17 protein-coding genes are annotated in these 17,305 nt (G+C 63.1%); 5 read left to right on the top strand and 12 right to left on the bottom strand.

The annotated features are described in order from the left end of the window. Positions 1 to 162: 162 nt before the first annotated feature. Entirely contained in the window at positions 163 to 954 is a 792-nt protein-coding gene (locus ACMTA2_RS04515) for an AraC family transcriptional regulator (RefSeq protein WP_413793889.1), read from the bottom strand. Between the two features lie 79 nt (positions 955 to 1,033). Here ACMTA2_RS04515 and ACMTA2_RS04510 point away from each other — a divergent pair, with 79 nt between their 5' ends. Further along, on the top strand, positions 1,034 to 2,062 hold the full coding sequence (locus ACMTA2_RS04510; RefSeq protein WP_413793888.1) for a bile acid:sodium symporter family protein: 1,029 nt from the start codon (positions 1,034 to 1,036) through the stop codon (positions 2,060 to 2,062). On the opposite strand, the gene ACMTA2_RS04505 is transcribed toward ACMTA2_RS04510, so the two are convergent. After that, positions 2,049 to 3,326, bottom strand: a complete 1,278-nt coding sequence (locus ACMTA2_RS04505; protein WP_413793887.1) for an acetyl-CoA C-acetyltransferase — start codon at positions 3,324 to 3,326, stop codon at positions 2,049 to 2,051. The genes ACMTA2_RS04510 and ACMTA2_RS04505 overlap by 14 nt on opposite strands. A 256-nt stretch (positions 3,327 to 3,582) precedes the next feature. On the opposite strand from ACMTA2_RS04505, the gene ACMTA2_RS04500 reads away from it, so the two are divergent. Together ACMTA2_RS04500 and ACMTA2_RS04495 are read left to right on the top strand one after the other, a co-directional pair. Continuing rightward, positions 3,583 to 4,935 (top strand): 3-oxoacyl-ACP reductase, encoded by a 1,353-nt coding sequence (locus ACMTA2_RS04500; protein ID WP_413793886.1) that lies wholly within the window; start codon positions 3,583 to 3,585, stop codon positions 4,933 to 4,935. 2 nt (positions 4,936 to 4,937) lie between these two features. Further along, positions 4,938 to 5,792, top strand: coding sequence for a MaoC family dehydratase (locus tag ACMTA2_RS04495; protein WP_413793885.1), 855 nt, complete (start codon positions 4,938 to 4,940; stop codon positions 5,790 to 5,792). A gap of 228 nt (positions 5,793 to 6,020) precedes the next feature. Here the strand turns inward: ACMTA2_RS04495 and ACMTA2_RS04490 are convergent, their stop codons facing one another. Genes ACMTA2_RS04490 through ACMTA2_RS04475 form a run of 4 tightly spaced genes read right to left on the bottom strand, consistent with a single transcriptional unit; the run spans position 6,021 to position 8,290 of the window. After that, positions 6,021 to 6,575: a DUF4136 domain-containing protein gene (locus ACMTA2_RS04490; protein WP_413793884.1), complete on the bottom strand. Its 555-nt coding sequence runs from the start codon at positions 6,573 to 6,575 to the stop codon at positions 6,021 to 6,023. A 20-nt stretch (positions 6,576 to 6,595) separates the two neighbouring features. Next, positions 6,596 to 7,213 carry a DUF4136 domain-containing protein gene (locus ACMTA2_RS04485; RefSeq protein WP_413793883.1) on the bottom strand — a complete coding sequence of 206 codons (618 nt, stop codon included), beginning with the start codon at positions 7,211 to 7,213 and terminating at the stop codon, positions 6,596 to 6,598. Positions 7,214 to 7,238: 25 nt separating this feature from the next. Then, positions 7,239 to 7,988: a methyltransferase gene (locus ACMTA2_RS04480; protein WP_413793882.1), complete on the bottom strand. Its 750-nt coding sequence runs from the start codon at positions 7,986 to 7,988 to the stop codon at positions 7,239 to 7,241. Beyond that, entirely contained in the window at positions 7,985 to 8,290 is a 306-nt protein-coding gene (locus ACMTA2_RS04475; RefSeq protein WP_413793881.1) for a MazG-like family protein, read from the bottom strand. Before ACMTA2_RS04475 ends, ACMTA2_RS04480 begins: the two co-directional genes overlap by 4 nt. Before the next feature lie 164 nt (positions 8,291 to 8,454). Between ACMTA2_RS04475 and ACMTA2_RS04470 the strand changes: the two genes are divergently transcribed. Then, a complete protein-coding gene (locus ACMTA2_RS04470) occupies positions 8,455 to 8,748 on the top strand; it encodes a hypothetical protein (protein ID WP_003197447.1) in 294 nt (97 codons plus the stop codon). A gap of 232 nt (positions 8,749 to 8,980) precedes the next feature. Next, the gene (locus tag ACMTA2_RS04465) at positions 8,981 to 10,330 is read left to right on the top strand and encodes an MATE family efflux transporter (protein ID WP_413793880.1); all 1,350 of its coding nucleotides are present in this window, start codon (positions 8,981 to 8,983) and stop codon (positions 10,328 to 10,330) included. Positions 10,331 to 10,333: 3 nt separating this feature from the next. On the opposite strand, the gene ACMTA2_RS04460 is transcribed toward ACMTA2_RS04465, so the two are convergent. The 6 genes from ACMTA2_RS04460 to ACMTA2_RS04435 form a co-directional block, all read right to left on the bottom strand. Next, entirely contained in the window at positions 10,334 to 11,131 is a 798-nt protein-coding gene (locus ACMTA2_RS04460) for a DUF4123 domain-containing protein (protein ID WP_413793879.1), read from the bottom strand. Next, positions 11,128 to 12,435, bottom strand: a complete 1,308-nt coding sequence (locus ACMTA2_RS04455; protein ID WP_413793878.1) for a type VI secretion system Vgr family protein — start codon at positions 12,433 to 12,435, stop codon at positions 11,128 to 11,130. The genes ACMTA2_RS04460 and ACMTA2_RS04455 overlap by 4 nt, the downstream gene beginning before the upstream one ends. Positions 12,436 to 12,746: 311 nt before the next feature. Next, the gene (gene speA, locus ACMTA2_RS04450; RefSeq protein ID WP_413793877.1) at positions 12,747 to 14,660 is read right to left on the bottom strand and encodes an arginine decarboxylase; all 1,914 of its coding nucleotides are present in this window, start codon (positions 14,658 to 14,660) and stop codon (positions 12,747 to 12,749) included. A 211-nt stretch (positions 14,661 to 14,871) separates the two neighbouring features. Next, positions 14,872 to 15,243 carry a translation initiation factor Sui1 gene (locus ACMTA2_RS04445; protein ID WP_413793876.1) on the bottom strand — a complete coding sequence of 124 codons (372 nt, stop codon included), beginning with the start codon at positions 15,241 to 15,243 and terminating at the stop codon, positions 14,872 to 14,874. A 170-nt stretch (positions 15,244 to 15,413) separates the two neighbouring features. Beyond that, on the bottom strand, positions 15,414 to 15,971 hold the full coding sequence (locus tag ACMTA2_RS04440; RefSeq protein WP_413793875.1) for an NUDIX hydrolase: 558 nt from the start codon (positions 15,969 to 15,971) through the stop codon (positions 15,414 to 15,416). A gap of 3 nt (positions 15,972 to 15,974) precedes the next feature. Further along, positions 15,975 to 17,042 carry a DUF2333 family protein gene (locus ACMTA2_RS04435; protein WP_413793874.1) on the bottom strand — a complete coding sequence of 356 codons (1,068 nt, stop codon included), beginning with the start codon at positions 17,040 to 17,042 and terminating at the stop codon, positions 15,975 to 15,977. Positions 17,043 to 17,305 lie beyond the last annotated feature (263 nt).

Here is a 17,305-nt window from a genome sequence, read left to right as displayed (position 1 = left end):
TTGCCGACCTATGAACCTGTGATGCACACAATGTGCCGGCTCAATCGACCGCGCCGAATCATAGCCGAGACCGGGCCTGGCGCTGGCAACCGAATACGCAGGTATGTGCGACAAAAGCTGACAGTCCCTGTCGACCACCAGCCGCAGGCAGGGTGCGACCACTCAATGCTTGAACAACTCCCCCGGGGTAAACCCGAACATCCCCTTGAACGCGGCAATGAACGCCGACGTTGAATCATACCCACACGACAACGCGGCGCTGGTGACGCTATCGCCCTTCTCCAACGAGCCCAGGGACGACAACAAACGCATGCGCTGGCGCCAGGCACGAAAGCTCAGGCCGGTCTCGCGCTGGAACAGGCGCATCAGGGTTTTTTCCGACGTGCCCAGTCGCTCGGACCAGGCGTGCAAGGTGACGTTCTGTTCGGGCTGCTCGATCAATTCGTTACACAACGCCAGCAACCGGGCATGTCGCGGCAGCGGCAGGGAGAATCCCACCTCCGGCAAGGTCGCCAACTGATCCAGCAACACCTGCACCAGGCGATCTTCCTGGGTATCGCCCTGGGGATAATCGACTGGCAGCTGACAGAACACCTTGATCAGTTCGCGGGCCAGTGGCGTGACTTCCAGCACCCGACAACGCCCATCGGCCCAAGGGCAGGCGTGGCGATGGACATACAGGCTGCGCATTTCCGCCCGGGTGGAGGTCACCACTTGATGTTCCAGGTCGGCCGGGATCCAGATACCCCGTTGTGGCGGGGCAAAGAAACTGCCCGCTGCGGTGTGTACGCCGAGAACGCCGCTGATGGCGTAGGAAAATTGCACCCAGTCATGACGATGGGCTTGCGTCCAGGACCCGGCGCTCAAACTTTCGACGCGGGCGTACAGCGGCCTTGGCAATTGCGTCAGGTCGGGAATACGTCGTTCCAACTGCTGGTGTCCGTTAGCCGGCATTGATTGGCCTTATGTCGCAAGACGACTCATGAGGGCGACGTTAGGCTAAGTCGACTTTTCTTACAACTTGCGGTGCCCTATGCACATCTTCAGACACCTCAAACGCTTGGTCACCGACTGGTTCCTCTGCGGCATGGTGCTCGCCACGCTGCTGGCGTACTTCTTTCCAACCTTCGGGGCCACGGGCGGGGCCATGCATGCCGAATGGGTGGTCAACATCGGCATCTTCGTGGTGTTCTTCCTGCATGGGGTCAACCTGTCCGGCGAGCAGATCCGCCACGGCCTGAAGAACGTCCGGCTGCACGTGATGGTGCAGGCGTTCACCTTTGGCGTGTTTCCGTTGCTCTGGTTGCTCAGCAACTGGCTAGTGGGCAGCCATGTGCCGGCGTTGCTGATGTTGGGGTTCTTCTACCTGTGCGCCCTGCCCTCGACCATTTCTTCCTCGGTGGCCCTGACCGGCAGTGCAAAAGGTAACGTGCCAGCGGCGATTCTCAACGCGAGCCTGTCCAGCGTATTGGGGATTTTCCTGACTCCGTTGCTGGTCAGTTTCGTGGTCGGCAGTGGTGCCGGAGGCATCGACCTGGGTTCAACCTTGCTCGACCTGTGCCTGATGTTGCTGCTGCCACTGGTGCTGGGGCAGTTCCTACGGCGTTGGCTGGCCGGCTTTTTCGGTCGCTATAAACGCTACACGAGCATCATCGACAAGCTGGTGATCCTGCTACTGGTCTACGCGGCGTTCTGCAATTCGATGGTGTCCGGCATCTGGCGCCAGCAGGGCAACGGCGTGTTGCTCAGCGCAGTGGTGGGCAGTGCCGTATTGCTGGCAATCATCCTGTGGACAACCACCCGCACCGCCCGCGCACTGAAATTCAGCAGTGCCGATGAAGTTGCCGCCGTGTTCTGCGCCAGCAAGAAATCCCTCGCCGCCGGGGTGCCGATGGCGGCGTTGATTTTCGGCAACCACCCGGGCCTGGGGCTGATCCTGCTGCCGATCATGATCTACCACCCGCTGCAATTGATCGTCTGCTCGATCCTGGCCGAGCGCTACGCCAGCCAGCACAAGGCACTGGCGTCCCGCCAGGATGGCGCCCTCGTCAACGCTCGATAATCGCCGTCACGCCCTGGCCGGCGGCGGCGCAGATGGAAATCAACCCGCGACCTCGCCCGGCGGCATCCAGCAACTTGGCGAGGTTGGCGACAATGCGCCCGCCCGTGGCGGCAAATGGATGCCCGGCGGCCAGGGAACTGCCCTTCACATTCAACCGACTGCGGTCGATGGCGCCCAACGGCGCGTCGAGGCCCAGGCGGGTCTTGCAGTAGTCCGGGTCTTCCCAGGCCTTCAGCGTGCACAACACTTGGGCGGCGAACGCTTCGTGGATCTCGACGTAATCGAAATCCTGCAAGGTCAAGCCGTTGCGCGCCAGCAATCGCGGCACGGCATAGACCGGCGCCATCAGCAACCCTTCGGCGCCATTGACGAAATCCACCGCCGCCGTTTCACCGTCGCGCAGGTACGCCAGGATCGGCAAGCCCCGGGCCTTGGCCCACTCTTCGCTGCCCAGCAGCACCAACGAAGCGCCATCGGTCAGTGGCGTGGAGTTGCCCGCGGTCATCGTGCCCTTGGCACTTTTTTCGAAGGCCGGCTTGAGGGACGCGAGTTTTTCCAGGGTCAGGTCCGGACGCAGGTTGTTGTCCCGGGTCAGGCCGAGGAACGGCGTCATCAAGTCGTTGTGCCAGCCTTCGGCGTAGGACGCGGCCATTTTCTGATGGCTTTCCAAGGCCAACTGGTCTTGCGCCTCCCGGGGGATCTGCCAGGTCTGAGCCATCAGTTCGCAATGCTCACCCATGTTCAGGCCGGTGCGCGGTTCGTTGATGCGCGGCAGGTCGGGGACGAGGTGCTGGGGACGCAGTTGCAAGAACGTCTTGATCTTGTCGGCGGTGGTCTTGGCGCGATTGGCTTGCAGCAGGATCCTGCGCAGGCCTTCATTGACCCCGATCGGCGCATCCGAGGTGGTGTCGACGCCGCCGGCAATACCGCTGTCGATCTGGCCCAGGGCAATCTTGTTCGCCACCAGCAACACCGTTTCCAGCCCGGTGCCACAGGCCTGTTGTACGTCATAGGCCGGCGTCATCGGTGACAGCCGCGAGCCGAGCACGCATTCGCGGGTCATGTTCATATCCCGGGAGTGCTTGAGCACCGCACCGGCAGCCACTTCGCCGATGTGCAAGCCATGCAGGTTGTAGCGTTCGATCAGCCCCTCGAGGGCAGCCGTCAACATCGCCTGGTTGCTGGCGGTGGCATAGGGCCCGTTGGAGCGAGCGAAGGGAATGCGGTTACCACCGATGATCGCGACGCGGCGTAGTTGTGTCATGAAGAACTCCCCTGTAGGTCGATGCACTAATAAAACTCAACCGCCCCCTGTGGGAGCCGAGCTGCTCGCGATAGCGGTGGGTCAGTTGACCGATAGGCTGGCTGACAGATTGCCATCGCGAGCAAGCTCGCTCCCACAAGGATTCGGTGCCCTGGAAAAAGCGCTCCCGCTCAAGCTTAGGCTTTATCTCGCCGATCGAACGACTGATTGCCAATCATGGTCCACACTTGGAACCTCATCAGCCGGAGTGTGTTCCATGTCTGACCGTTATATCGACTTCGCCAATTCGCCCATCGGTCGACGCATGGTCGGGTCCCTCGGCCTGCCATCGCCGGTACGCCTTGAGCGCTGGCAGGCCGGGCGGCTGCGGCCGATCGAAGGCGCATTGCTGCTGGGCGGCGGGCCGTTGACCGAGCAGATCGGCACGTTCGCCAAGCGCCTGACCGACACTATTTTCATCTACGGCGGCGAACCGACCCTGGCCACCGAGTGGATCCCCGGCCACGGCCCGAAAATCAAGGCGGTGGTGTACGACGCCAGCCATTTGGTGCAGGTCGACCAGCTCAAGCAACTGCGGGAATTTTTCCAGCCGCTGATGAAGAACCTCGACCACAGCGCCCATGTCGCCATCCTGGGGCGCGCGCCGGAAAGCCTTGGCGATCCGTTCGCCGCCAGTGCCCAGCGGGCATTGGAAGGTTTCAGCCGGTCCCTGGCCAAAGAGCTGCGCCACGGCGGAACGCTGCAACTGCTGTATGTCGGCGACGGTGCCGAAGCCCAGTTGGAAGGTGCGCTGCGGTTTTTCCTGTCGCCCAAGAGCGCCTTCATTTCCGGGCAGGTCATTCGCCTCAACGCCTGTGACACCCAGGTCCAGGATTGGACCCGACCGCTCACGGGGCTCAAGGCGCTGGTCACTGGCGCAGCCCGCGGGATCGGCGCCGCCATCGCCGAAACCCTGGCCCGCGATGGCGCCGACGTGATCCTGCTGGACGTGCCCCCGGCCAAGACCGATCTCGACGCCCTGGCGGCACGCTTGAGCGGGCGCAGCGTCACACTGGATATCTGTGCCGAAGACGCCGCCGCCCAGTTGATCGAGCACCTGCCCGACGGCGTCGACATCGTGGTGCATAACGCCGGGATTACCCGGGACAAGACGCTCGCCAACATGACCCCGGACTTCTGGGACGCCGTGCTGGCCGTCAACCTCAACGCCCCGCAAGTGCTGACCAAGGCCCTGCTCGACAGCGGCACCCTGCGCGACCATGGCCGGGTTGTTCTGCTGGCGTCCATCAGCGGCATTGCCGGTAACCGTGGGCAGACCAACTATGCCGCGAGCAAGGCCGGGCTGATCGGCCTGGCCCAGGCCTGGGCACCGCTGCTTCACGAACGGGGCATCAGCATCAACGCCGTGGCGCCGGGCTTCATTGAAACCCGCATGACCGCCGAGATCCCCTTCGCCTTGCGCGAGGCCGGGCGGCGCATGAGCTCCCTGGGCCAGGGCGGGTTGCCCCAGGATGTCGCCGAAGCCGTCGCATGGCTGGCGCAACCGGGCTCCGGCGCCGTGACCGGACAGGCCCTGCGGGTCTGCGGGCAAAGCCTTTTGGGAGCATGACCATGACGATCCAATGGCATGAGGTCAGCAGCCCGCCATCCATGTCCGGGCTGTATTCGAAAGCGGCGACACGGCGCAAGGTCACCGGAACAACCTTGCCCGGGGAAGGCCTGCGCCAGGTGCTACAGGTCGACCCGCAACGGCTGGCGGCCTATCGCAAGGTCTGCGGTTTCGTTGATAACGGACTGCTGCCACCGACCTATCCCCACGTCTTGGCGTTTGCCCTGCAAATGCAGTTGCTCACTGGCCGCGACTTTCCATTTCCGCTGCTGGGGCTGATCCACTTGAGCAACCGCATTCGTGTCTTGAGGCCCATGGGCGGGGTCGGCCAGGTGAGGGCCAGCGTCAACGTCGAGAACCTGCAAGCCCACCCCAAGGGCGCGGTATTCGACTTGGTGACCCGCCTTGATGATCAACTGGGCCCGCTGTGGGAGGCCAGGAGCCAGATGCTGTGCAAGGGTGTCAAGCTCGACGGTGCACTCGTCGATGAATCGCCCCAGGCCAGCCTGCCCTTGGTTGAAGTGGCACATTGGACCGCACCGGCTGACATCGGCCGGCAGTACGCCAAGGTCTCCGGCGACTACAACCCGATCCACCTGAGCGGCATCAGCGCCCGGTTGTTCGGCTTCCCCACCGCCATCGCCCATGGCCTGTGGAACAAGGCCAGGACCCTGGCGGCGCTGGATGGCCACCTGCCCGAGGCCAATATCGAGATCGATGTGACCTTCAAGAAACCGGTGCGCCTGCCCAGCGAAGTGACACTGTTGGCAAGCGCGGCGGGCTCCAGTGGGCAACTGCAACTGGTGGGGGCTGGGGGGTTGGAGCATATGGTGGGAGCGTGGCGGCCGGTGGTCTGAGCAAGTCGATGGTGTTCACCGTAAATCCCCGTGGGAGCGGGCTTGCTCGCAAAAGCGGTGGGTCAGTCTGCATCAATGCTGACTTTGCAACCGTCATCGCGAGCAAGCTCGCTCCCACAGTTGTTCCGGGGTGTTCACAGAGCAGGTGTCCGCCACAAAATTCCTGTGGGAGCGAGCTTGCTCGCGATGGCGGTGGGTCAGCTCGCATCCATCTTGAGCGCGCTGCGGTCAGCGCGGCGGGTAGTTGGACAGGATCCGCCCCACCGTCTCCCGTACCACGGTGTTGCGGTCGGTCGGGTTGGGGGCGTTGCTGAGCAGTTGCTCATCACTGCCGCGCCACACCAACTTGCCGTCCTTGCCGTCCAGCAGGTCGATCTGCACGGTGGCGACCTTGTAGCTGACGTTACGGGTTTCGTTGTACATCGGCCCGCCCCAATAGCCATTCCAAGGGCCGCCCCACCCGCCGCCGTAGTGGGTCGTGACCTGCTGCTGACGGTCCTCGACGATCAAATAGGCCTGGACCAGCACATCGCCATGCCCACCCGCAGCCGGGCGCAAGCCGCGCTGGTCGAGTTGATCGGCCACCGCCTGGCGGATCCGCTGTTCGGTCAGGTCGCTCTTGATGCGAGGGTCATCGGGACGATATTGCAGCGCCGGCTCTTTCCAGCTCCAACTGCGATACGCGGCGAAATCACGGCTGGTGTCGAAGTCATGATTGACTGGGTTAGCGGCACAGGCCGCCAACAACAGGGTGAAGGCCAGTAAGGCAAGACGGCGAAACATGGTTTTTCTCCGTTGCGTAATCAACTTGGAGGATACGCCGACATGGCTTTTTCCACCGCCTCGCGAATGGCATCGGTGCGCTCGCTCTGGCTGCCCCGCTGGCCAGTCTCGGCGCTGGCGCTCCACACCGGCTGACCGGTGCGGGCATCGAACAGGTCCACCCGAACCACCACGACTTGTTCCTGATACGTGCGCACCATCGGCACCGGATGGTACACGCCATAGCCCGGACCGTAGCGGTCATAACGGTTATAGCCACCGTAGTAACCCGCGTCATAGTCGTCCCGGACCTGACGCACGCGCGTTTCCAGGCGCAGGTCGGCACTGACGAACAGGTCGGCGGGCCGGTTGTCATGCAGCGGCCGCAGGCCACGCTGATCGAGGGCATCGCTCACCGCCTCGGCCACCTGGGCCGAATCCGCCCAGGCGGTACCCGGTGGCAAGCGCCCGTCACGCCAGGCCCAGCTGCGATAGCGCCCGTAATCACGGGGCGGTGCCGGGTAGGTGCTGCGATCGAACACAGTGGCGGCCTCCGGTGGGGCCGGCGGCAACGGATTGGAGGTGGCGACATAGGGGTTACTGCCCTGGCAGGCCACCAGCCCAAGACACAGCACCAACAACCCTGAACGACCTTTCATTTCGAGCTCCGATTGCACGTTCAGATCAGAGGGGACGGCAGATCCAGTGCAGGTACCGTCCCAGCCCGGCAAACGCCGGATGGCGACGGTGGGCCAGTTCCATTTCCAGCAACTGCGCAAGCTCTACCCGGCCCTGGAACTCCACCGGCATGTAGTCATGGAAAACCCGCACGCCACTCTGGCTTTCGACCTGCCACAGGCCTTCAAGTTGCGCCGCCAATGCTCGTGGATCAAGGGGTTGTTGCGGAGTCAGGCTCTGTTTTTCCCCGGCCATGTCGTTTTTGCGCAACTTGCGGAAATGGCCCTTGAGCAGATTGCGATAGACCAGCGCATCGCGGTTGTAGAACGCCAGGGACAGCCAGCCGCCAGGGACCGTGAGTTGATGCAGCACTGGCAGGATCGCGTGGGGCTCGGCCAGCCATTCCAGCACCGCGTGACACAACACCAGGTCGTAAGGTTCGGTGAGCTGGCCGAGCAGGTCCTGCCACGGCGCCTGGATGAACGTGGCGCTCTGGCCCGCCTCGGCAAAGCGTTGGCGGGCGCCTTCGAGCATCGGCTCGGCCGGCTCGGCCAGGGTCACCTGGTGACCGCGCTCGGCCAGCCACAACGACATGTGGCCCAGGCCTGCGCCGATGTCCAGCACGCGCAATGGGCGCTGCGGCAAGGTTTCCAGCAAGTCGGCCTGAAGCACCGCCAGGCGGATCGCCCCCTTCGCCCCACCGTAGATTTTTTCCGCGAAGCGCGTGGCGAGCTGATCGAAATGACGGTCGCTCATTGGCCGAACCGCCGTTCGCTGTCAGCCAGCTTGCTGCGCACCACGGCGTCCATGTCCAGGCCCAGTTCGCTGCAAAGCAGCAACAGGTACAACACGATGTCACCGACCTCCTGCCCGACGTGGGCCAGTTTGTCCGCCGGCAACTGGCGCGACTGGTCCTCGGTCAGCCACTGGAAAATCTCCACCAGTTCGGCCATTTCCACACTGGCGGCCATGGCGAGGTTTTTCGGGCTGTGGAATTGCCGCCAGTCGTTACGGTCACGAATGGCATGCAGGCGTTCGGTCAGTTCAACAAGGTTCATCGGGATCTCCTGAATGCGCATAGCTTCAGGGGGATGACCAGGGAAGGCAAGAGTCTCGGTACGAAGCGACAGTTTGCCCCATAATCGAACCAACTCGGCCGCTACAGCTCCTACAATCAGGAGCCAACAGCTCGGCTCAGATCCCCTCCCATCAGGATGCACATATGCAGGTAGAAAGCTTTTTCGAATGGCTCGGCCAGGCGCTCGGTTCGGTGATCCGCTTCATCGTCGACCTGCTCAGCGGCCTCTTCAACACCCTGGCCAACGCCGGTGGCAATTTCGTCGATGGGCTATCACGCACCCTGGGCATGGACACCTCGATCATCAGCATCATCGCGCTGATCCTCGGGCTGATGCTGCTGTACTCGGCCATTCGCGCGTTCATGCGAGCCTCGATCGTCATGGGGATTATCTGGCTGGTATTGGGGTTGTGGTTGTTGAGTTGGATCATTCACTGAGGTCACACGGACTTACGCCGGACACTTTTGTGGCGAGGGGATTCATCCCCGCTGGGCTGCGCAGCAGCCCCTTGAAGGTTGGATTCAATGAATCTGACACACTGCAGTGTCTGGTTTTGGGGCTGCTTCGCAGCCCAGCGGGGATGAATCCCCTCGCCACAATGAGTCCGAATACCCTAGGGAACGATCCTCCCTAGAACCCGCTACAATCGCGCTCCATCAAGGAGCCCGCATGTCCAACCTGATCACCGACTGGCGCGACCGCCTGACCCATCGCCGGGTCTGGGCGTTGGCTGCGCCGATGATTCTCTCGAACATTTCCGTGCCGCTGGTGGCACTGGTGGACAGCACGGTCATCGGTCATTTGCCCCATGCCCATCAGTTGGGCGCAGTGGCGGTGGGGGCAAGCTTGTATACGGTGCTGGCATGGGCCATGGGGTTCTTGCGCATGGGCACCACTGGGTTCGCCGCCCAGGCCGCCGGGCGGGATGACGGCGCGGCGTTGCGCCAAGTGTTGCTGCAAGGACTGCTGTTGGCGATGGGACTGGCGGTGCTGCTCGGTGCCGTCGGCGTGCCGTTGAGCGACGTGGCGTTGCATTTCATGCAGCCGTCGGCCGAGCTCAACCAGTTGACCCGCGACTTCTTCCACACCCGGCTCTTCGGCTTGCCGGCGGCGCTGGCCAGCTATGCGCTGGTGGGCTGGTTCCTCGGTGCCCAGAATGCCCGGGCACCGTTGGCGATCCTGCTGGTGACCAACCTGGTCAACATCGCCCTGAACCTGTGGTTCGTCATCGGCCTGGATTGGGGCGTGACCGGTTCGGCCCGGGCGTCAGTGATTGCCGAGTGGACCGGCGCGCTGGTTGGCCTGGCCCTGGCTCGCAAGACACTGCGGGCCTGGCCCGGGCAGATTGCCTGGGCAGCGCTGGGCATCTGGCAGAATTGGCGCCCGCTGCTGGCGGTGAACCGGGACATTTTCATTCGCAGTCTGGCCCTGCAAGCGGTGTTCTTCCTGATCACGGTGCAAGGCGCACGCCTGGGGGACGCGACAGTGGCGGCCAATGCCTTGCTGCTCAACGGCCTGCTACTGACCGCCCATGCCCTGGACGGCCTGGCCCACGCCGTGGAAGCGCTGTGCGGCCATGCCATTGGCGCCCGCGACCGCCTGGCCTTGCGGCGCTCGTTGGTGGTGGCCGGCGGCTGGTCGCTGATTGCAAGCCTCGGCTTTGCCCTGCTATTCCTGCTCGCCGGCCACCTCTTCATCGACATGCAAACCGACATTCCCGACGTGCGCGCCACCGCTTACGGCTACCTGCCCTACCTGGCGACCTTGCCATTGATCGCGGTCTGGAGCTATTTGCTCGACGGCCTGTTCATCGGCGCCACCCGCGCCCGGGAAATGCGCAACGGCATGGTGTTGACCCTAGTGTTGGTGGCGCCAATCGCCTGGATGCTGATGGGATTGGGCAACCATGGGCTGTGGATCACCTTCCTGTTGTTCATGGCCTTGCGCAGCCTGACCCTCGGTGCGTTTGCCTGGCACTTGCAACGGCGCGACCGTTGGCTCGGCGCACCGTCCCCATAACCGTCAACCCTGGCGACCCTGCCAGCGCCGCCGCAGGCGATCGAGACGCTCGCGCTGCGAACCACCCTCCGGCCCCGAGATGGGCCGGGCATCGGGGTATTGCAAGCGCAGCCACAGCCAGTCATCGAGCACCGTGCGCTCGGTAAAGCCCAGCGCCAGCCCCTGCTGCAAATCCTCCCAGAGCCGGCGGTAATCACGCCCGGAGGAATGGGACCATTGCCATGCGTGACGCTCCAGCAGGCATCGCTGCAACTGGCCCAGCTGTCGGTCGCTAAGACCGTACTCCTTCTCCAACGCCGACACCGACAGCCCCGGGTTGGACAACTGTTGCCAGCCCTGGCTGCCGGTCGCCCGGTCGGCCCACGTGCCACCGAACCAGCGCAACAGGCTGATCGGGCCCAGCCAGCGACTGAGTTCATGGGCATCGCAACCGTCGAAGAAATAGCTGGCGGTGTGCGGGTTGTAGTAATTCAACAGGGCTTTGTGGTGCAGGCCCAGCGTCACCGTCAGCATGCACCGCAGATGCACCAGCAATTGCACGGCAGGCGATGGACTGACCAGCAGCAGCCCCGGCCAGGCCCGCGGGTCGAGGTGACAGAGGCTGGCCAGCGCCGGCGATTGGCGCAGATCCACCAACAGTGGGCCGTGCTCGCGAAGCCCATGCAGCTCGGTGCCTTCGAACAGAGCAAAGCGCTGGGCTTCGGCGAACTGCACGTACACCCGCTGCACCGCCTCAGGCGCACTCGGTCCGTCGAGCAGCAACCACTGCGGCGTCGATCCAGACACGGCCACGGCGCTCATCGAGCAACGCCAGCGCCACGCCCCATGAGCATACGGCAGGTGCACAGGGGGTGGGCGCAGGGGTTGAAAGGCCCGCCTTCGGGCAACAGGCACAACAAGACCAGCGGCTCGGCATCGCGCATTGCCGATAACAGGATCGGATCGACAACCGAAGATCCCAGTGTTTCGCCTGGGGATGACGCATGGGCAATTTCTGCCGAGGCAGGCCCGCTCAGAAATGCACTGATCAGCGGCCGATCCGGATCGCCTTCGATAAAGCTCACCAACACTTCAGTACCGTCGCACAGCACGTCCGCCGCGCCGGCCGCCAGCTCGGGCGCCAGCGGCAACCAGCAATGGCTGGGGCTGGAACCCTCGCCCTGGTAGATCCAGTCGAACTCCACCGCAACGCGCCCTGCTCCCAGCTCCGACGGCTCGTCCACCGCCACGACCCAGCCGCGTTGCCGGTTCACCATCCGTGGTTTGGCCGGGACATTGTCCGGCACGAACAGCGCGCCCCGGGGAATGGCCTTGAAGTGGTTGCCATATACCCCGGCCTGGGCGCGATGCTCGACCTTCGTCAACAGCCAGCGCCGGTTCCAGCCGGCAAGCGGATGGGCCGTCAGCGTCAACACCTGGCCACACCGCAAGTTCTGCAGATCGCTGCGACCCTGGGCGACCTGCTGCCCCGACACATCGGTTTGCACGCCGAAGGTCCGCACCGTGGCAGTCGGCCCGTCGTCCGCGTAGAGCGCCTTACCGGCAGGGGGAAAGCTGTGCGGGTTGTCAGCGAACACCAGGCAATGTCCGTCCCGGGTGTGCTCGAAATGAAAGTGGATACCCGCCTGGGCGCACACGCGCTGCAGGAACTGCAGGTCCGACTCCCGATACTGGGTACAGAAATCCTGCGGTGGATAATCGCCGCTCAGGTCCAGGCACAGGCTGCGACCGCTGATGCCATGGGCCTTGAGCACCTGGCGAATGATCTGCGGCACCGAGCGGGCGCTGAATACGCGCTGGCTGAAGCGCTGCGCCAGACAAGCCAGCCTGGGGCCGATACGTACCCGGCAACCGGCGCCATGACGGTGTTGGACCAACTCATGGAGCTGTCCATGGATGCCCTGGCCGGGGGCAGCGAAACTCAACCAGACGCTGCGGTACAACAGGCCCGCCAAGTCCAGGCTCGCATCGGGCAACAGGAGCTGCGCTTCATAGACAAAAGGTTCGCTGATGGCTTCGCTACCCGTGAAGGCCACGACGTCAACGGGCTCGGGCAGACCGGCTATCTCCAGACGAAATGCTGGCTCGCGGGCTGGATCGGACATCGGCGTTTCTCTACAGGAGGGGCGGCTGGGGATTCTCGCCGACCGCCATGGCCGAGTAGAGGGGCCAAGTACAGGTTAGGAAAGGGACTACACGAAATTAGGACTGCGCCGGTTATGTGCACCGATGTGCGGAAATAACACCGGCACAAATAAAAATGCCCTTCAAGACTGCCAGAAAACTCCCGCAACATGCGGTGCAGTTTCTGACAGACCGAAGGGCATTGCCGTCCAGTTGAAAATGGCGCCGAAGTCCTTGTGTTGAAGGTTTTTTTATCCCCTCATCACAAGTTCGGTGGGCGCTCAGACACCGATCACGAGGACAGGTACGACGAGCGCGTCAGCCCCAGGCGCAGCGCATCGAGGAACTGTGTGCGCTCGGCGGCGCTGATGCGGGCACTGGCGCATTTGTCGCGGTAGTGAGTCATCAACTCCTCCGGCGACAAGTGCACGTAGCGCAGCATGTCTTCGATGGTGTCATGGGTTTCGATACCGGCGTGGTACACGCTGCCGTCGGCGTTCTGGTAGATGTTCACCGAGTCGGTGTCACCGAACAGGTTGTGCATGTCACCGAGGATTTCCTGGTAGGCGCCCACCAGGAAGATGCCCAGCAGGTAGTCTTCACCCGGATTGAGAGCGTGAACCGGCAGGCTGGTCTCGATGCTCTGCTCATCGACGTATTGCTTGATCTTGCCGTCGGAGTCGCAGGTCAGGTCTTGCAGCACGGCGCGGCGCAGCGGCTCTTCGTCCAGGCGATGCAGCGGCAGGATCGGCAGCACCTGGCCGATGGCCCAGGTGTCTGGCAGGCTCTGGAACACCGAGAAGTTGCAGATGTATTTGTCGGCCAGTTTGTCGTTGAGTTCGTCCAGCACCTGGCGGTGCGAGCGTTGGCGGGCTTTCAACGAGTTGTGCAGGCGACGGCAGACGGCAAAGTAGCACTGCTCGGCCAAGGCTTTTTCCGCCAGGGTCAGCTTGCCGTCGGCATATTGGGTCGCCACGTCGCTCATGTAGTGGGTGGCGCGCCAGTAGGTCTCGGTGACCATCTCGATATCGGTCGGCCCCAGGAGGTCGACCAGCCATTGCACGGTTTCCGGCAGTTCCTGCTTTTTGTCGATCACCGGGACATCGTCGTTGTGTTTCTCGACGTCGGTCACCTGCACCACCAGCATCGCATGGTGGGCGGTCAGCGAGCGGCCGCTTTCGGAAAAGATGTGCGGGTGTGGCAGGCTCTGGGCATCGCAGAACTCCTTGAGCATGCCGACCACGACACCGGCGTAATCGTCCATGTCGTAGTTGATCGAACTGGCGTTGCGCGAGTGCGTACCGTCGTAGTCCACACCGAGGCCTCCGCCGACGTCGATGTGATCCACCGGCAGACCGAGGTTGCGCAACTCACCGTAGTAACGGATCGCTTCCTTGAAGCCGTGCTGGTAGTCCGCCAGGTTGGCGATCTGCGACCCCATGTGGAAGTGCAACAGGCGAATGCCCTGGTCCAGGCCCGCGGCGCGGAAGCGCTCGACTACCGACAGCAGTTGCGCGGCCGACAAGCCGAACTTGGACTTCTCGCCACCGGTATCGGCCCACTTGCTCGACGCCAGGGACGACAACCGCACCCGCAGGCCAACCTGTGGCTTGACCTTGAGCACCGCGGCCTCTTCGATCACCAGGCCGACTTCGGACTCTTTCTCGATGACGATGAAGACGTTGTGACCGAGCTTCTGGCCCATCAGCGCCAGGCGGATGAATTCACGGTCCTTGTAGCCGTTGCAGACGATGGTCCCGCCCTTCGGCGCCAGGGCCAGCACCGCCAGCAGCTCCGGCTTGGAACCGGCTTCCAGGCCGATGGAGACGTTCTGGGTGGCGATGATGTTCTCGATCACCGCTTCCTGCTGGTTGACCTTGATCGGGTAGAGCGCGGTGTACTTGCTCTGGTATTCCAGGCGCGCGATGTTGCTGTCGAACGCACCGGTGAGCTGGCGCACGCGGTCTTGCAGGATGTCGGGGAAACGCACCAGCAAAGGCAGCGAGAGGCCGCTCTGGCGCAACTGGTCGACTTGCTCGAACAGGTCGATGGGCGAACTGCCGGGACCGTTCGGACGGACTTCGACGCGACCGGCTTCATTGATCGCGAAATACCCGGCCCCCCAATGGCGAATCCCGTAAACACTGCGGCTGTCCGCAACTGTCCATTGGCTGCCATCGTCTTTGCGTGTGCGTCGTACGGACATCGAAGTCCCCTATAAAGAAGTCAAAATGCACCATCCGGTCGGAGGCTGGGGCAGTCTAGAGAGTGAAAATGACGAATTGCCTGTTAGCAAGGTAGACCCTGCTCCCAGCGATGAGTTTAGAAACCCGTTCAGAACAGGCTCTGTGAAAACCATGCGGGCGACCTCGAACGTCGGGTCCGGGTCAAGCCGAGGGTGGTTTTCACAGAAGCTGCTAGCCGCCGGATTTCTTTGCCTTGAAGCCGTGCTTGACCAGTTCCGCCAGCAACAGCTCGACATGATCGCCCTGGATCTCGATGACGCCGTCCTTCAACGCACCACCGGTGCCACAGCGTTTCTTCAACGTGGTGGCCAGTTCCTTGAGCGCGTCTTCGGCCAACGGCACACCGGTGATCGTGGTCACCGTCTTGCCGCCGCGACCTTTGCTTTCACGGCGCACACGGGCAATGCCGTCACCGGCGGGGATGGCGGTCTGTTTGCAGATGCAGGCATCCACCGGTTGACGGCAATCAGGGCAATGACGACCGGCGTCGGTAGAAAATACCAGGCCGCCCAAGGCGGCGAAGGATGCGGCTTTTTTGGCCACCGGCAATCCTCTCGGGAGGACAAAGACTGGTCGAGGGGGAGCACGTGCCTCGACCGCGAAACCCCACTCAGGCAGGGGCAGCGCTACTGGACCGCAGACGCGGTTCAGCTTGAAAAGTCGCGCAGTGTAACGGCAAAAAGCCGACTTGCTAAGGGCCAATCAGCGCCAATTTATAGCTTCTTTGCGACGTCGCCACCGTGAACGCGCAAATAGCGTTCAAGCGCCGCCAGGGAGTCCGGGCAGTAAGGCATGCGCTGGATTTCGTCGAGCACCTGTTCAAGGGGCAGGAAACGCGCTTCGAGGACTTCTTCGGGTTGCAGGACCAGCGGGCCGTCCCACACCGCCGAGAACGCCGAGCACCACAGGCGGCTGCCGGGGTCTTCGAAATAAAAATGGTCGTGGGCGGTCAGCTCCACGCCGCTCACGCCCAGTTCCTCCGCCAGCTCACGGGCGGCGGACTCGGCATAGGTCTCGTCGGCCTGGACCATGCCCCCCGCCGCCACATCCCAGAAGCCCGGGTAGATGGCCTTGCTCAGGGTGCGCCGGTGAACGCACAGTTCACCGGCCGAATTGAACAGCATGATGTAGGTGCCGCGGCCGATCAGGCCGCGCTCGCGCAGCTGCGAACGCACCAGGCTGCCGAGCAGGTTGTCGTGCTCGTCGACCCACGCGATCAGCTCGGCATCCGAGGCCGCTCGATGAGCGGCCTCCCGGGGGCTTTCGCTCATGGATCAGCCCTGGTTCAGCAGTTGCCGCAAGTCGATGACCGCTGCGTTGGCCCGGGAAATGTAGTTGGCCATGACCAGCGAGTGGTTTGCCAACACACCAAAGCCGCTGCCGTTGAGGATCATCGGGCTCCAGACCGGTTCCTGGGAGGCTTCCAGTTCACGAATGATCTGCCGCACGCTGACCGTGGCGTTCTTTTTCGCCAACACATCGGCGAAGTCCACTTCGATGGCGCGCAACAGGTGCGACAGCGCCCAGGCCTGACCGCGGGCTTCATAGAACACGTTGTCGATCTGCAGCCACGGGGTCTCGACCACCTCTTCGTCCACCTGCGGGACCTGGCCCGGGGCCGGGACTTCGGTTTTCAGCGAGGTGTTGAGCTTGACCCGGCCAACGCTGGCCGACAGTCGCTGGGACAATGACCCCAGGCGCGTGCCGACATCTCCCAGCCAGTTGTTCAGGTTGTCGGCGCGGGCGTAGAACAGCGCACTTTTCTGGTTCGGGTCGGACAGGCGCGCCTGATAGCGGCTCAGGGAATTGATACCCTCCTGGTATTCGGATTCGCTGGCAGGCAGCACCCAACTACGGTTGTCGAAGTTGAAACGCGGCTCGGCCTTGGCCAGGTCGGCGTCCTCGGCGGACTGGGACTGGGAACGGGCGAAGTCCTTGCGCAGGGCGCGGCTCAGGTCGCGGACCTGCACCAGCACGCCATATTCCCAGCTCGGCATGTTGTCCATCCACAGGCCTGGCGGGAAGCGGTCGTTGGAGATATAGCCACCCGGCTTGGTCAGCAGGGTCCCGGCCACGGTCTTGAGCGTCTCCACCGTGGTGTAGCCCACCACCATCTGCCGGCCATCCTTCTCGGCTGCGGCCTGGGCGTTCTGCTGCACGGGGAACAACGCGGGCTCCTGGCTCCAGTACCAGCCGAGGGCAATGGTCACCAGCAGGTAAAGGCCGACCAGCGTGGCCAGTGCGCGGCTGAAAAAAAGCCCACCCAGGTAGCTGCGGGTGTCCGATTTCGGCTCGGCGGCACGTTCAGGCGCGCTGCCCGCGCGGTTTTTCCAGTCCAGCATGGCGATGTTCCTTCAATCACTTGAGTTCTCGGTTCGACCACAACCCTACGCCATCGTGCCTGATTTGAAACGCGATAATGCGGCGCCAACGATGTCGGGCGCGACAGGGTAATCGATCAGCACTATAAAGGAAGCGTTGCCATCGGCCTACGAGACTGTCCAGTCACAAACTGAATTCAGGGATTGGACAGAATATTGACGTATGACACTCATGCGAAGGAAAAGAGGTGCTAGCATAGAGCCACCAGTCGATCTCAGCATGC

The sequence above is a fragment of the Pseudomonas medicaginis genome, assembly GCF_965119365.1.
GTDB lineage: Bacteria > Pseudomonadota > Gammaproteobacteria > Pseudomonadales > Pseudomonadaceae > Aquipseudomonas.
Note: the sequence above shows the minus strand (reverse complement) of the source record. Positions and strands in the feature narration are given on the sequence as shown.